This is a genomic window from Brevundimonas sp. BR2-1, from assembly GCF_037626195.1.
In the GTDB taxonomy this organism is placed as follows: domain Bacteria; phylum Pseudomonadota; class Alphaproteobacteria; order Caulobacterales; family Caulobacteraceae; genus Brevundimonas.
In genome coordinates this window covers 215114-230013 of the sequence record NZ_JARKMV010000002.1, presented here as the reverse complement: position 1 = coordinate 230013, position 14900 = coordinate 215114, and the positions used below count along the sequence as shown (strand labels likewise).

The 14900-nt window shown below is 67.7% G+C and carries 13 protein-coding genes; 8 read left to right on the top strand and 5 right to left on the bottom strand.

Translation table 11 applies throughout. From position 1 onward, the window contains the following. Window positions 1-194 precede the first annotated feature (194 nt). The 8 genes from flgK to BrevBR_RS10580 all read left to right on the top strand — a co-directional run bounded on the left by flgK (window position 195) and on the right by BrevBR_RS10580 (window position 9561). On the top strand, window positions 195-2309 hold the full coding sequence (gene flgK, locus BrevBR_RS10615) for a flagellar hook-associated protein FlgK (protein WP_340000924.1): 2115 nt from the start codon (window positions 195-197) through the stop codon (window positions 2307-2309). Then, entirely contained in the window at window positions 2309-3238 is a 930-nt protein-coding gene (locus tag BrevBR_RS10610) for a flagellin (protein WP_332640034.1), read from the top strand. The genes flgK and BrevBR_RS10610 overlap by 1 nt, the downstream gene beginning before the upstream one ends. A 64-nt stretch (window positions 3239-3302) precedes the next feature. Further along, the gene (locus BrevBR_RS10605; RefSeq protein ID WP_340000923.1) at window positions 3303-4544 is read left to right on the top strand and encodes a putative DNA modification/repair radical SAM protein; all 1242 of its coding nucleotides are present in this window, start codon (window positions 3303-3305) and stop codon (window positions 4542-4544) included. Beyond that, a complete protein-coding gene (locus BrevBR_RS10600) occupies window positions 4545-5972 on the top strand; it encodes a UdgX family uracil-DNA binding protein (RefSeq protein ID WP_340000922.1) in 1428 nt (475 codons plus the stop codon). 118 nt (window positions 5973-6090) lie between these two features. Beyond that, complete coding sequence (locus tag BrevBR_RS10595) at window positions 6091-7206, top strand: ABC transporter permease (RefSeq protein WP_332640031.1); 1116 nt, start codon at window positions 6091-6093, stop codon at window positions 7204-7206. Next, window positions 7203-7997, top strand: coding sequence for an ABC transporter ATP-binding protein (locus BrevBR_RS10590; RefSeq protein WP_332640030.1), 795 nt, complete (start codon window positions 7203-7205; stop codon window positions 7995-7997). The genes BrevBR_RS10595 and BrevBR_RS10590 overlap by 4 nt, the downstream gene beginning before the upstream one ends. Window positions 7998-8011: 14 nt before the next feature. Next, window positions 8012-8950: an MlaD family protein gene (locus tag BrevBR_RS10585; RefSeq protein ID WP_332640029.1), complete on the top strand. Its 939-nt coding sequence runs from the start codon at window positions 8012-8014 to the stop codon at window positions 8948-8950. Next, on the top strand, window positions 8947-9561 hold the full coding sequence (locus tag BrevBR_RS10580) for an ABC-type transport auxiliary lipoprotein family protein (protein ID WP_332640028.1): 615 nt from the start codon (window positions 8947-8949) through the stop codon (window positions 9559-9561). The genes BrevBR_RS10585 and BrevBR_RS10580 overlap by 4 nt, the downstream gene beginning before the upstream one ends. Here the strand turns inward: BrevBR_RS10580 and BrevBR_RS10575 are convergent. The 5 genes from BrevBR_RS10575 to BrevBR_RS10555 form a co-directional block, all read right to left on the bottom strand. Beyond that, the gene (locus BrevBR_RS10575; protein WP_340000920.1) at window positions 9558-10409 is read right to left on the bottom strand and encodes a toxic anion resistance protein; all 852 of its coding nucleotides are present in this window, start codon (window positions 10407-10409) and stop codon (window positions 9558-9560) included. The genes BrevBR_RS10580 and BrevBR_RS10575 overlap by 4 nt on opposite strands. Before the next feature lie 49 nt (window positions 10410-10458). Continuing rightward, window positions 10459-11112, bottom strand: coding sequence for a 3-oxoacid CoA-transferase subunit B (locus BrevBR_RS10570; RefSeq protein WP_332640026.1), 654 nt, complete (start codon window positions 11110-11112; stop codon window positions 10459-10461). Between the two features lies 1 nt (window position 11113). Continuing rightward, window positions 11114-11851, bottom strand: coding sequence for a CoA transferase subunit A (locus BrevBR_RS10565; RefSeq protein WP_340000918.1), 738 nt, complete (start codon window positions 11849-11851; stop codon window positions 11114-11116). An 833-nt stretch (window positions 11852-12684) separates the two neighbouring features. Next, complete coding sequence (locus tag BrevBR_RS10560; protein ID WP_340000917.1) at window positions 12685-13521, bottom strand: DUF1365 domain-containing protein; 837 nt, start codon at window positions 13519-13521, stop codon at window positions 12685-12687. Then, entirely contained in the window at window positions 13518-14888 is a 1371-nt protein-coding gene (locus tag BrevBR_RS10555; RefSeq protein ID WP_340000916.1) for an NAD(P)/FAD-dependent oxidoreductase, read from the bottom strand. The genes BrevBR_RS10560 and BrevBR_RS10555 overlap by 4 nt, the downstream gene beginning before the upstream one ends. Window positions 14889-14900 lie beyond the last annotated feature (12 nt).

The window sequence follows — 14900 nt, the reverse complement described above, 5'->3', positions numbered from 1 at the left end:
CGGCGCCGGAGCAAAGGCGGCCGCCGGGCGCGTATGGCCCGCGCCTTGCGCTCCTGAATGGTCATGAACCAGGCGCGAAACGCGATAGCGCGTAAAATCAAAGACTTGTCGAGCGCGCCCTCTCGGGACGCCGGGCAAAAAACGCTCGTGGGCTGGCAGGGCTTGCCGGGCGCCGCCCTTATGGAGGTCGCCGGATGTCGCTGAACGCCATCATGAACACGGCGACCTCGGGACTGGCCACGGCCCAGACCCAGCTGCGCGTCGTCTCGGACAACGTCTCCAACGTCAACACGCCCGGATATGTCCGCAAGATCGCGGATCAGACCACACTGACCAGCCAGGGTATGGGCTCGGGCGTCGAGGTTTCGCGCATCCGTCTGGCGACCGACCGCTTCCTCCAGGCCGCCAGTCTGAACGCGGGCGCCAACGCCGCGCGCGAAAGCGTGCGCTATGAACTGTACGACCGCATCCAGTCGTTGTTCGGCGATCCGGGCGGCGACACCGGCTTCTTCTCCCAGGTCGATGGCGTGTTCTCGGCCTTCGCCGCCAGCGCCGAGGATCCCACCTCGTCGCCGCGCCGGCAGGACGCCCTGTTCAAGACCCAGGCGCTGTTCGACGAGGCGAGCCGCATCGGCAAGCAGATCCAGGCGGTCCGCGAGGACGCCGACGGCCGCATTCAGAGCGCGGTGGAAAAGACCAACGGCCTGCTCCAGCAGATCGAGAGCCTGAACCTGGAAATCGCCCGCGCGACCGCGGTGAACGGCGACGCCTCGGGCGCGGAAACGGCCCAGGCGGCCTGGATTGGACAGCTGGCCGAGCTGGTCGACATCCGGGTTTCGACCCGGGCCGTCGGCGGCGTGTCGATCCGCACGGGGGCGGGCACCCTGCTGGCCGGCGAAGGCGCGGCGACCCTGGAATATAACAGGGCCGGTACGGTCACGGGCGAAACAGCATTCAACGAAATCTGGATCACCGAACCGGGCGGCCAGAAGCGCTCATTGATGGACAGCGTCGTCTCCGGCGAGATCAAGGGGCTGGTCGAACTGCGCGACATCGAGGCTCCGCAGGCCGCCGAACGGCTAGCGGAACTGGTGTCCCATGTCGCTGACGAACTGAACCGGGCTCACAACGCCAACTCATCGGTGCCCGCCCCGGTCCGTCTGACCGGCCGCAATGTGGGCCAGACGTTCGAGACCGCCATTGCCGGTTTCACCGGCCGGACGACGGTCGCGGTGACCAATGCGGCGGGCGTCATCCAGAGCCAGGCGGACATCGTCTTTTCGGGCGCGACCATGACGGTCAACGGCGCGCCCACCACGCCCGCCAACTTCCTGGCCGAGCTGAACCTCCAGCTGGGCGGAGCCGCCACGGCCAGCTTCACCGACGGCCGTCTCAGCATCACCGCGACCGCGCCGAACGGCGTCGCTATAGCGGACGATCCCACCACGCCTTCCGGCAAGGCGGGCCGCGGCTTCTCGCACTATTTCGGCCTGAACGACCTGATCTCGACGGACCGTCCGGCCTTTTATGACAACGGCCTGACCCTGGGCTCCACGCTCGGCTTCACCGCCGGCGAGACGCTGACGTTCCGGTTCACGGGCGAAACAGGTTCGCGTCTGCGCGATCTGGAGGTCGAGATTCCGGCCGGCGGGACCGTGGCCGACCTGATCACCCAGCTGAACGACCCGGCTCTGGGCATCGGCCGCTTCGGCTCGTTCGCCCTCGCATCCGACGGCACGCTGAGCTTCACCGGCTATGGCAACCCCGCCCCGACCCTCAGCGTCCTGGCGGACACCACGACCCAGATTCCGTCGGGCGTCTCGGTGACAGAGCTGTTCGGCATTGCGGGAGGGGTCCGATCGTCGCGCGCGGACGGCTTCTCGCTGCGGTCCGATATTCGGCAGACGCCTTCCAGACTGGCGCTGGCGCAACTCAATCTGGCGGCGGCGGCTGGCACGCCGGCCCTGAGCGCCGGCGACGGCCGGGGCGCACTGCTATTGGCTGACGCAGGCGAACGAACGTCCAACTTCCAGCCGGCGGGCGGTTCGACGGGAGGGGCGATCTCGGTGTCGCGCTACGCGTCCGAACTCTCTGGCGAGATCGGCGGACGGGCGGCGGCGGCCAAGAACCGTCACGAGACGTCGGCCGCCCTGTATACCGAGGCCACCGCGCGCCAGACCGCGCATGAGGGGGTCAATCTGGATGAGGAACTGGTGCTGATGACGACCTATCAGCAGGCCTTCAACGCCTCCGCCCGTCTGATCCAGGCGTGCAAGGACATGTACGACACGCTGATTGGAATGATCTGATGACCCGCGTCGCCACCTACGGAAACTATCAGTCGGCCCTGCTGAATCTGATGACCACCCAGGCGCGATCGGCCGAGGCGCAGGAGCGGGTGTCGACGCAGAAGAACGCCACCGACCTGACCGGCTTCGGCCGCCAGTCCGAAACGCTTACGGCGCTGAAGGGCGCACAGAGCCGAATACAGGGCTTCATCGACACGGCCGAGGCGGTGACGTCGCGCCTGACCACGCAGGATCTGGCCATGACCCAGATCAACGACGGCATCAGCGGTCTGCGCGAAGCCATCGGGGACGCGCTGTCCACGGATTCCGCCGGCTCGTTGATGCTCGAAATGGAGGGCCAGTTCCAGTCGATCCGGGGAGGCCTGAACATGAGGCATCAGGGCGGCTATCTGTTCGCAGGCGCGTCGACCACGACCGCGCCCCTGACCCCGGCCAATCTGGCGGAGCTCGCTGCCGCCCCGACCATCCCCTCCGTCTTCAACAACGACACCCTGAAAACGGCCAGCCGGGTGGCGGACGGAACCACGCTGGAGACCGGCTTCCTGGCCGACGAACTGGGCACGGACGTGCTGAACATTCTGCGCGACGTGCAGAATTTCCACGCCACGGCGGGGCAGGGTCCTTTGACCGGCAAGCTGACGGAGGCGCAGAAGACCTTCCTGACCACCCAGCTCGGTCGACTGGAACAGGCCGCCACGGCGGTCGTCGACAAGATCGCCAAGACCGGCTCGCTGGCCAAACAGGTCGAGAGCATCTCGGCCGGGCACACGGCCCAGAAGAACGCGCTGGACGAACTGGTCTCGGGCCGGACGGATGCGGACATGGCCCGGGCCGTAACCGACCTGCAGTTGTCGCAGATCGCAATTCAGGCTTCGGCCCAGGTGATCGGCCAACTCCGCCAGGTGTCTCTGCTCAACTATCTGAACTGACGCGACAATACGTCCCTAAGGCTATGCTGGATCTGAACCGGGTTATGGAACATATCATGAACTCATGGCCCAGATCGACCTCCGCAGAAAACTGGCGATCCTGGCGGACGCGGCCAAATACGACGCCAGTTGCGCGTCATCGGGCTCGTCGAACCGCGACTCCGTGGGCGGCAAGGGCGTGGGCTCCACCGAGGGCATGGGGATCTGCCACGCCTACACCCCCGACGGCCGGTGCGTGTCGCTGCTCAAGATACTTCTGACGAATTTCTGCATCTACGACTGCGCCTACTGCATCAACCGCGCGTCCTCGAACGTGCAGCGGGCGCGGTTCAGCGTGAACGAGGTCGTCGAGCTGACGCTGAATTTCTACAAGCGGAACTATATCGAGGGCCTGTTCCTGTCGTCGGGCATTATCCGCTCGGGCGACTACACCATGGAAGAGCTGGTGTTGGTGGCGAAGATGCTGCGCGAGCAGCACGACTTCCGCGGCTATATCCATCTGAAGCTGATACCCGAGGCCGATCCGAAACTGATCGAGCAGGCGGGGCTGTACGCTGACCGTTTGTCAGCCAACATCGAACTGCCGCGCGACGAGGCGCTGCGACGACTGGCTCCGCAAAAGGATGTGGGGGTCATCAAGAAGGCCATGGGCCAGGTCCGGGTCAAGGTGGACGCCGCGCGACCACAAAAGGCGGACCGCGCCAGGCCGCCGAAATTCGCCCCGGCCGGTCAGTCGACCCAGTTGATCGTTGGCGCCGACGGCGCGCCGGACACGGAGATCATCGACCGGTCGGCGTCGCTGTACGGGGGATACGGTTTGCGCCGGGTCTATTATTCAGCCTTCAGCCCCATTCCGGATTCGTCCAGCGCCCTGCCGTTGTCGAAGCCGCCGCTGATGCGCGAACACCGGCTGTACCAGGCTGACTGGTTGATGCGGTTCTACGGCTTCTCGCCGCCCGAAATCGGCGAGGCGACCGTCGACGGTATGCTGGATCTGGCCATCGACCCCAAACTGGCCTGGGCGTTGAACAGCCGGGCTTCGTTTCCGGTGGATGTGAATACGGGGCCGCGCGAGATGCTGCTTCGGGTGCCGGGTCTGGGCGTGAAGTCGGTCGACCGGATCCTGCAGGTGCGGCGCTGGCGGACCCTGCGGCTGGAGGACGTCGGTCGGCTCTGCCGCGGCATAGACAAGGTGCGGCCCTTCATTACGGCGCTGGACTGGACTCCGGGCGGACTGACCGATGCGGCGGACCTGCGAGCCCGCGTCGCGCCCGAGCCGAAGCCGGTTCAGCTGAGTCTGTTCTGAATGAAGGCGGCAGTCCTTTCCCACGAGACGGATTTCAACGGTTGGCGACGGGCGGCGCGGGGTTTCCGGCAGGCCGGCGTCGAGCCGGCCGAGGCCATCTTCCGGGTCGGCGACGCGGGCGGCGGCCTTTTCGACGACGCCTCGCCGCCGGTCGTGGAGCCTGCATTCGGAGTGCCCAGGGCGTTTGTGGATCTGGCCGGGGAGGTGATCCTCCACCGATCGGCTGACCGGTTCGATCTGTTGTACCGGCTGCTCTGGCGGCTGCGGGACGAGCCTGACCTGATAAAGGTCGTCACCGACATCGATGTGTTCGACGCGCTGGAGCGGGCGAAGAACGTCAGTCGCGCCAGCCACAAGATGAAGGCCTTTGTCCGCTTCAGGCAGGTCGAGGACGACGAAGGCGAACGGTGGGTGGCCTGGTTCGAGCCCGCGCACAGGGTGATGGAGAAGACGGCGCCCTTCTTCGTCCGGCGCTTCACCACGATGCGGTGGTCGATCCTGACGCCGGACGGGAGCGCGATCTGGGACCGGGAGGCGTTGAGTCTCGGCCCGCCGGCGACGCGCGACATGGCGCCGGCCGAGGACGGGATCGAGGAATTCTGGAAAACCTACTACGCCTCGACCTTCAACCCGGCGCGGCTGAAGACGAAGACGATGCAGGGCGAAATGCCCAAACGGTACTGGAAGAACCTGCCGGAAGCGTCGCTGATCCCGGAACTGGTGGCGCAGTCGGCGGTTCGAACAGACGCCATGGTCGCCGCCCCCGCCGCCCAGCCGAACCTGCGTCTGGCGAAGACGCTTTCGCGAATGAACCGCGATCATTCGTTCGACGAGGGCTTTGTCCCGTCGACGCTGGAGGAACTGGGGCAGGCGGTGCAGGCCTGTCGTCGCTGCCCCCTGTGGCGCGACGCGACCCAAGGGGTTTGCGGCGAGGGACCGAAGCGGGCGCGACTGATGATCGTGGGCGAACAGCCGGGCGATCAGGAGGATCTCGCGGGCCGGCCCTTCGTGGGGCCCGCGGGCGGGGTGCTGGACGCCGCGCTGGCGGAAGCGGGGATCAAGCGGGAGGATGTCTTCGTCACCAACGCCGTGAAGCATTTCAAACACGAGCCGCGGGGCAAGCGGCGCATCCACAAGACGCCCCTGGTCAGCGAGGTCAGCGCCTGCCGATGGTGGCTGGACGCCGAGCGACGTCTGGTGAAGCCGAAGGTGATCCTGACCCTGGGAGCGACGGCGGCGCTGGGCGTACTGAACCGCAAGGTCGCGGTCACGAAGGAGCGCGGCGAGGCGATCGCCCAGCCCGACGGTTCGAGGGTGCTGCTGACCGTCCATCCGTCCTGGTTGCTGCGGTTGCCTGACGAGGAAACCCGGGCTGCCGAACGCGGACGGTTCGCTGACGATCTGAAACGCGTCCGCAGGTTGCTCTGATCCGTAAACGCCTGAAACCGTGGCTGAACGAATACGGCCGGGCGGCGTTGTGATGTCTGCCCCAGCTTTGCCGTTCGGGCGGCGTAGGCAAAACGACCGGCGCAATCTAGGTAGGGGCATGGCCGCAGCGGATTTCCAGATCGACGACGGCGAACCCGGGCTGACCCTGCGTCTGACCGGCGACTGGACCGCGACCGAACTCGGCCGGGTCTCGCGCCGGCTCGACGAACAGTTGCATGACCGCAAGGTCGAGGCCGTCGACCTGTCCGACATGGGCCGGTTCGACACGGCGGGCGCCTTGGCCATCGTGCAGGCCGCCAACTGCGTCCTGCCGCAGTCCGCCTGGGCGCAACGCCCCGAGGCTGGCCGCACCTACGCCCTGGTCGAGAAGCTGGAACGCGAAAGCGCCGGCCCGCCGCGGAGGTCCCCCGGCTGGGTGCGTGGTTTCGCCAAGGTCGGACGTGGGGTCGGCGATATTATTGCTGAAGCCACCCTGTCGATGGCCTTCCTGGGCCGACTGATCGTCGCCGTCGGGACGGCGCTCAAGCATCCCGGCCGGATTCGCTGGGCCGCCTGGTTCAGCCAGGGCGAGCGGTCGGGACTGGACGCCATTCCTATTATCGCCGTGACCAACTTCTTCATCGGCGCGGTGATCGCCTTCCTGGGAGCCAACCTTCTGACCCAGTTTGGGGCCGGCGTATTCACCGTCCAGCTGGTCGCCGTATCCGTGCTTCGCGAGTTCGCCGTCGTCATCACCTCGGTGCTCCTGGCCGGCCGTTCCTCCTCGTCCTTCGCAGCCGAGATCGGCTCGATGCGGATGAACCAGGAGGTCGACGCCATGCAGGTGATGGGGGTCAACCCTTTTCAGGCGTTGGTGATTCCGCGCCTCGCCGCCATGCTCGCCATGCTGCCGCTGCTGACCTTCATCGGCATGATCGCTGGTCTGTTCGGGGGCCTTATCGTGACATGGGCGGAGTTGGGGTACGGCCCCGCCTTCTTCATCCAGCGCATGACCGAGGATCCCAAGATGAGCACCCACCTCGGGGTGGGCCTGCTCAAGGCGCCCGTGTTCGCGGTGGTCATCGCGGCGATCGGCTGCCGGCAGGGCATGGCGGTCGCAGGCGATGTGGAGAGCCTTGGCCGCAGGGTCACCGCCGCGGTGGTTCAGGCCATCTTCGCCATCATCTTCCTGGACGCGGTCTTTGCGATGATCTTCCTGGAGCTGAACTGGTGACCGCACGGGCCGCGAATTCGGCGACCGCGCCTGAACACCTGATCGAGGTGCGCGGCTTGCTGAGCCAGTTCGGAGAACGGACCATCCACGAAAACCTCGACCTCGTCGTTGAGCGGGGCGAGGTCCTGGGCGTTGTCGGCGGCTCCGGTTCAGGCAAGACGGTCCTGCTGAACTCGATCATCGGCCTCAAGGACCCGGAAGGCGGTTCTGTCAGCATCCTCGGCTACGACCGGGCGACCATGACCGAAGATCAGGAGGCCGACGTCGAACGCCGGACAGGAATCCTGTTCCAGCAGGGCGCCCTGTTCTCCGCGCTGAGCGTCATCGAGAATGTGGCGTCGCCGCTGGTCGAGCATACCCGGTTGCCGAAGGACGTGATCCGCGAACTGGCCGAGATGAAGATCGCCATGGTCGGCTTGAAGCCGGAATCGCACCACCTGAAGCCGGCCGAACTCTCCGGCGGCATGCGCAAGCGCGTCGGTCTGGCCCGGGCCCTGGCGCTGGATCCGGAACTCCTGTTTCTGGACGAGCCGACCGCAGGCCTCGATCCCATCGGCGCCGCAGCTTTCGACGACCTGATCCGGCGGCTGTCTGACGACCTCGGGCTGACCGTCTTCATGATTACCCACGACCTCGACAGCCTCTACGCCATTACCGACAAGGTGGCCGTGGTCGCCGACAAGCGCATTGTAGCCAAGGCGACGGTTCAGGAGCTCGAGCGTTCTGATCATCCCTGGATCAAGGAATATTTTCTGGGGCCGCGCGGTCGCGCTGCCGACAGAGCCGCCTGAGGAGAGCGGACCCGATGGAACGAGACGCCCACTACGCCGCCGTCGGCATCGCCACCATCGCCCTTCTGGCGGCGCTGGCGGTGTTCAGCATCTGGCTGGCCAGACTGCAGTTCAACAACGACTACGACGTCTATGACATCGTCTTCTACGGACCGGTGCGCGGGCTGTCGGAGGGCGGAGAGGTGCATTTCAATGGCATCCGCGTCGGCGAAGTGACCGATCTGAACCTGGACCCCAAGAAGGGCGATCAGGTCATCGCCCGCATCCGCGTGGACGGCACGACGCCGGTGCGGGTGACCTCGCGTGCCCAGCTGGAGCCGCAGGGCATCACCGGGCTGAACTATATCCAGATCACCGCCGGCAATCCGCAGAGCGCGATCCTGAAGACGCAGTATCCGGACAATGTCGTGCCCGTGATCCAGAGCCAGCCGTCGCCGATCGCCGAGCTGCTGAGCGGCTCCGGCACGGTGCTGGCCCAGACCGTGGACGCGCTGAACCGGATCAACAGGGTGCTGTCGGACGACAACATCCGCTCCTTCTCGACCAGCGTGAAGAACGTCGAGGCCCTGTCCAGCGAGCTGGAGGCCCGCAAGGGCATGTTCGCCCAGCTGGAGCAGGCCCTGACGAAGGCCAATGAAGCCATCGGCGAATACCAGGCGCTGGGCGTCAGCGCACGGCAACTGGTGGAAGGCGACGGTCGCGCGGCGATCGCCAATATCAACCGCGCGGCGGACGAGGCGGCGGACGCGGCGGCTTCGGCCAACCGCACGATCAGCGGTCTGGAGCAGCCGGTGAATGACTTCGCCACGACCGGCCTGCCCCAGCTGCAGCAGTCCATCCAGGGACTGGAAGACGCCACCCAGGCTCTCGAAGGCCTGATCGAGGAGGTGCGGCGCAGCCCGCGTGACTTCATCGGCCGCGCGCCGACCAAGGAAATGGAGGTCCAGCCGTGATCCGTTCGTCCCTCATCCGGCTGACCGCCGTCGGCGTCCTGGCCTCCGCCTTGTCGGGCTGCGCCCTGCTGAGCTCGCCCGACCCCGTCCAGACCTACCGGTTCGGCGGGTCGGCCCCAGCCATTTCCGAAAGCGTCGGATCGTCGGCGACCTCGATCTCCCTGCGGCGGGTCGAGTTTCCGGAGGCGGTCGAGGGCGACCGGCTGCTGGGCGTGACCGGGACCGAGACGGCCTACATCAAGGGTGCGCGCTGGGTGTCGCCGGCGGCCGACCTTTATATGGAAAGCCTCGAGAACGCCTTCGCCGGTCAGGCCACGCAGGTTCGGCTGGTCGGCCCCCGCGAGGCGGTGCGCAGCGGACGCAGCCTCGATATCGACATGCGCGCCTTCGAGGCCCGCTATGACGTTCCGGGCGGTGTCCCCACGGTGGTGATCACGGCCCGGGCCCGGGTGACGACCTCGCCGGACCGGACCGTCGCGGCGGAGCGGATGTTCAGCGTCGAACAGCCCGCGACCGGGAACAGGGTGTCGGCCATCGTCGAAGCCTTTGACCTGGCCTCCCGGGACCTGAATACGCAGATCGTCGCCTGGACCGAGGCGAACGCCCGCTAGCTTCGGAGGCCTGCTCCGACGGCGGCCAGCCGGCGCTCGACGTCGCCGCGGCGGGCTCCCAGCGTCATCAGTTCGGCCAGCGTCCGGTCGAGGCGGGCCAGGGCCTGATCGCGGCTGCGGGCCAGACGGTCCTTGTCGGGGCGGATGCGGCGGGGCCGTTTGCCTGACAGGCCCAGGGCGTCGCGCCAGTCGTCGCGCCAGGCGGCCAGGCCGTCGGTGCAGGATTTCAGCGCCTCGGACGTGCGGGCGTCGGCGTTCTGGGACCCCCGGATCAGCGACAGGGACTGAAGGGCGGCGGCGCGGCAGGCGTCCAGCGTCGCCCTGCGGCTTTCCAGCGGATGAGCGGCGCCGTCCTCCGCGGGCGGCTGGGTGGACAGGCGGCGGACGGCGGCGGCGAGGTGGGCATCGAGGTCGGCGACGGCGTCGCGGATCTCGGCCCAGATCGCGTCCAGCGATGTGGCGCGACGGGCGGCCCCCTCGATGCGCTCGGCGAGGGCCGCGCCGCTGTCGGTCAGACGCTCGGCGGCGTCGCGGAATTGTTCCCGGAAGCGGTTCAGGCGCTTGCGCCGGCTGTCGAACAAGCCGGCGAGACCGCGGCGGGGCTCGAGGGCCTCGGGCCGCAGCGCCTCGATGCGGGAGCGGAGTTGGGACAGGCCCGCGATCGCAGCCTCGAGGCCGTCAGCGCGGGCGGTTGTCAGGGCCCGGCCGATGCGTTCGGCGGCGGCGGCCAGGGCGGGTTCGCCGAAGGCGTGGGCCGTGGCCTCGTCAAGGGCGGCGTCGATGCCCTCGACCCGCGCCGCGTCGGGCGCAGGGGCGTTGCCCAGCCAGCGGTAGGCTCCGTCCGCCATCTCGATACTCCCACCAGACCGGCTCTGCGGCCGGTTCCGGCGAGTATGCCTACGAGTTCAGGTCAGCCGCAACGGTGTAGCTGGCCTCGGTCTTCGCCGCGACTTCTTCCAGCGTCACGCCGTCGGCCAGTTCGATCAGCTCGAGGCCCGATCCGTCCGGCTTGACGTCGAAGACGCACAGATCCGTGATGATACGGCTGACCACGCCCGTGCCGGTCAGGGGCAGGGTGCAGGTTTTCAGCACCTTGGACTGGCCGTGCTTGTTGGCGTGATCCATGACCACGACGACGCGCTTGACGCCGGCGACCAGATCCATGGCGCCGCCCATGCCCTTCACCAGCTTGCCCGGGATCATCCAGTTGGCGATGTCGCCGTTCTCGGCCACTTCCATGGCGCCGAGGATGGACAGGTTGATGTGGCCGCCGCGGATCATGGCGAAGCTGTCGGCCGAGCTGAAATAGCTGCTCTCGGGGATTTCGGTGATGGTCTGTTTGCCGGCGTTGATCAGGTCGGCGTCGACCTCGTCCTCATAGGGGAAGGGCCCCATGCCGAGCATGCCGTTCTCGGACTGGAGGGTGACCTCCATGCCGTGCGGGATGTAGTTGGCCACCAGGGTCGGGATGCCGATGCCGAGGTTGACGTAGAAGCCGTCCTGAAGCTCGCAGGCGGCGCGGGCGGCCAGTTGTTCGCGGGTGCGTGCCATCTTACGCGGTCTCCCCATCTTTTTTCGCTACCGCTTCGCTACTTGAGCGAGCGCGGACAGTGCGCTGCTCGATGCGTTTCTCGGGCACGGTCAGGACGATGCGGTCGACGTAGATGCCCGGGGTGTGAATCTGATCAGGGTCGAAGGTCCCGGTCGGGACGATGTGTTCGACCTCGACGACGGTGACCTTGCCGGCCGTGGCCATCATCGGATTGAAGTTGCGGGCTGTCTTGCGGAACTGGAGATTGCCGCGGCCGTCGGCCTTCCACGCCTTGACGATGGCGAGGTCGGCGACGAGGCCGGTTTCCATCACGTAGTCGCGGCCGCCGAAATTGCGGACTTCCTTGCCCTCGGCGACCAGGGTGCCGACGCCGGTGGCGGTGAAGAAGGCGGGGATGCCGGCGCCGCCGGCGCGGATGCGCTCCGCGAGCGTGCCCTGGGGGTTGAACTCGAGCTGGAGCTCGCCGGCCAGATACTGCCGCTCGAACTCCTTGTTCTCGCCGACGTAGGACGAGATCATTTTTGCGATCTGACGGGTCTCCAGCAGCTGGCCGAGCCCGAAGCCGTCGACGCCGGCGTTGTTGGAGATGACGGTCAGGTCCTTCACCCGGCTGTCGCGCAGGGCGGCGATCAGATGCTCGGGAATGCCGCACAGGCCGAAGCCGCCGGACATGACGGTCATGCCGTCGAAGGTCAGGCCCTCCAGGGCGGACGCCGCGTCGGGGAAGATCTTCCGCATCGCTTCCTCATATTTTCACCGCCTGATGAATATCGGCGACTGTTCTGGCTCAATACGGCGATGCGCGTACGGCGGCAAGCCGGGCTGAAGACGTGCGTCATCGCTCTCCGGCCCAAGGGCCGGAAAGTGCGGGGAGGTGGCGGAGCGCGGGCGGCTTCGCCCGGAACCGAATGATGGCCCCCTGCTTTCGCTTTGCGGGGACCGGGATGTGTTTTCGGCGTCGCCGCCTTCGCTCCGCGCGACCGGTTCACGCAAGCCGACGGGGGCGGGCTTCATCAAGGCGGCCTGCGGGGCTTTCGGGACTTTCCCACCCCGGCCTTTTCGCCGCATTCATCCCTGTCCGTCGTACGCTCGCGACGGGCGGAAGGCTTCCAGGCCTCCCGGGCCCCGGGGTTTCGACACCCCGGGCAGTCCGCCGCCCCCACGCCCCCGTTATTCCACAAGCCGCAGGTATGAGCCGCGCAAGGGTCCGGGCGACGATTCCGGGACGACGTTTCCCGCTCGATCGCACCCCGCCGCACGTGATTGGCCCTGGCGCCAGACGCCCTCCCCCGCGACGGGATGCAGCCATTATGCGGGCGCCGGGAGGGGGTGCGCAGGAGACGGGGGTCTCAAATCGTCAAGGCGCTGGAAAGGCGGGATGTTTTTCCGCCAATGCGACTATATCCGCACCCTGCCTGTCGTCATCCCGGCGCAGGCCGGGACCCGGCGGCGCCGAAGGCGATGCCGGACACAGCCGCGCTCCCGACAGCTTCGCGCTCGCGCGCGCCGCCGGGTCCCGGGGTTCGCTGCGCGCCCCCGGGATGACGACAGGAAACGGGGACTCCCTGACCTCAGCGGGCCTGCCCCACCGTCACCGGCCGATGTGGCGGGGCTCCCCGGACGCGGTAGCGGGCGCCCTTGAGCAGGACCTTGAGCGCCTCCCAGTGGATGCCCCAGGTGACCTTCCACGTCAGTAGCGGGTGGGTGAGGAAGGCGCGCAGGAGTTGGCCGTCGGTCAGGGGGCGGCGCCGGCCGACGAAACTGGCGGTCAGGATGGGGGCGCCGCCCCGGCGCACGGCGACGATGAGGGATACGGCATCGCCGGGCGGACGGACGGTGAAGTCGTAGGTCAGATCGCTGTCCATGAAGGGAGAGACGAACAGCTGTTTCTCCGCTGTCTGACGGATCGGCGCGGCGCTTCCCCCTCCATCATGCTTCGCATGGTCCCCCTCCCCCGATGGGGGAGGATTGGGGACCGCGATCAGATAGCTGTGCCGTTCGCGGAAGGTGTTGGTGACTTCATAGAGCAGGGCGGCGAGGGCGCCGTCCGGCGTATGACAGAAGAAGACGCTGATCGGATTGAAGCCGTAGCCGAGGATGCGCGGCATGGTCAGAAGGCGGATCGGGCCGCCGGCGATGTCAATGCCGGCGTCGGCCAGATGACTCTCGATCTGGAGCCGCAAGGGGCGGCCGGACCGATCCCCATGATCGGAGGTCCGCAGGGCGATCGGGCCGAGGCGGCGGCGCAGCAGGCGCAGACGGTCCTGGAGCCCGGACAACTCGTCGAGGTCGGCCAGCACCATCCAGACGCGGTAGCGCAGACGGTGGTGGAACCCGTGCACGCGGTGATGCACGACCTCGCCGACATAGAGGGCCGAGGCGGATGCGACGGGCGCCGCGGAGGTCACGCGGCCTCGGTCAGCCGGTCGGACGCCCCGGCCGGAGCATGCACATGGATGCGTCCGCTTTCGTTGGCGACGGACCATGGACGGCGCACGCCGCCCAGCTGTTCGGCGACGGCCAGGCCCGCCTGCAGGCCGTCCTCGTGGAAGCCGGAACCGAACCAGGCCCCGGCGAACCAGACATTGCGGCGGCCCTGCAGCGACCAGAGTTCGGACTGGGCGGCGACGGCGGCGGCGTCGAACACGGGATGCTCATAATCCCATTCGCCGATCACCAGCGCCGGGTCGGGCGCCCGGGCGGGGTTCAGGCTGACGAACAGGGGCGGGCCGGGCAGGCTCTGAAGCTCGTTCATCCAGTAGGTGACGCCGCCTTCGCCCGCGCGGTCGGAATAGCCGAGGTGGGTCCAGGCGGCCCAGGCCTTGCGCCGTCTGGGCATCAGCGAAGCATCCCGGTGCAGGATGACCTTGTTCGAGCGGTATGCGATGGCGCCCAGAAGGCGGCGATCCTCGGCGGACGGGGCTTCCAGAAGGGCCAGCGCCTGATCGGAATGGGTCGCCAGGACGACGGCGTCGAATCGTTCCAGCCGGCCGTCGCCGAAACGCAGGGCGGCGCCGTCGAGGCCGCGCAGCACGCCCGCGATCCCGGCGTTGGTGACGACGCGGCCCTTGAAGGCGGCGGCCAGCCGGGCGACGTAGGCGCGACTGCCGCCGTCCACCGTGCGCCAGGTCGGCCGCAGGTCCACCCTGAGCAGGTTGTGGTTCATGTAGAACCGCACGAAGGAGGCGGCCGGATAGCTGGCCATCTGCCCCATGGTGCAGGACCAGATGGCGGCGGCCTGGGGCAGCAGATGCGCCTCGCGGAACAGGGGGCCGTAGCCCCCCCGGGTCAGCCAGGCGTCCAGCGTCTCGCCCGACCGCTCGAGTTCCGGGAGGTCGCGCGGCGCCTGTTTCTGGAAGCGCAGCAGGTCGCCGATCATGCGCCAGAATTTGGGGCTGGCGTAGTTGCGTTTCTGGGCGAAGAGGGCGCCGATGCCCTGGCTGCAGTATTCGAACGCGCCGTCGTCGATGGAGACGGCGAAGGACATCATGGCCGGCTTGGTGGGCACGTCCAGATGTTCGAACAGGGCTGTCAGATTGGGATAGTTGGACTCGTTGTAGACGATGAATCCCGTGTCGACGGCGATCGGACCGCCGGGAGCGGGGGCGTCGACGGTGTTGGAATGGCCGCCCAGCCGATTGTCGGCCTCGAACAGGGTCACGTCGTGCGCTTGCGACAGCAGCCAGGCGCAGGACAGGCCGGAGATGCCGGAGCCGACGACGGCGATGCGTTTGCCGGACGGCGGCGGCGGGACGGCCATGAGATGGGGATGCATGCGGGCTCCGGG

Bases quoted from the DNA above. Each gene is read 5' to 3' on its own strand.
- flgK (WP_340000924.1), top strand. From the start codon at position 195: ATGTCGCTGAACGCCATCATGAACACGGCGACCTCGGGACTGGCCACG.
- BrevBR_RS10610 (WP_332640034.1), top strand. From the start codon at position 2,309: ATGACCCGCGTCGCCACCTACGGAAACTATCAGTCGGCCCTGCTGAAT.
- BrevBR_RS10605 (WP_340000923.1), top strand. From the start codon at position 3,303: ATGGCCCAGATCGACCTCCGCAGAAAACTGGCGATCCTGGCGGACGCG.
- BrevBR_RS10600 (WP_340000922.1), top strand. From the start codon at position 4,545: ATGAAGGCGGCAGTCCTTTCCCACGAGACGGATTTCAACGGTTGGCGA.
- BrevBR_RS10595 (WP_332640031.1), top strand. From the start codon at position 6,091: ATGGCCGCAGCGGATTTCCAGATCGACGACGGCGAACCCGGGCTGACC.
- BrevBR_RS10585 (WP_332640029.1), top strand. From the start codon at position 8,012: ATGGAACGAGACGCCCACTACGCCGCCGTCGGCATCGCCACCATCGCC.
- BrevBR_RS10575 (WP_340000920.1), bottom strand. From the start codon at position 10,409: ATGGCGGACGGAGCCTACCGCTGGCTGGGCAACGCCCCTGCGCCCGAC.
- BrevBR_RS10570 (WP_332640026.1), bottom strand. From the start codon at position 11,112: ATGGCACGCACCCGCGAACAACTGGCCGCCCGCGCCGCCTGCGAGCTT.
- BrevBR_RS10565 (WP_340000918.1), bottom strand. From the start codon at position 11,851: ATGCGGAAGATCTTCCCCGACGCGGCGTCCGCCCTGGAGGGCCTGACC.
- BrevBR_RS10555 (WP_340000916.1), bottom strand. From the start codon at position 14,888: ATGCATCCCCATCTCATGGCCGTCCCGCCGCCGCCGTCCGGCAAACGC.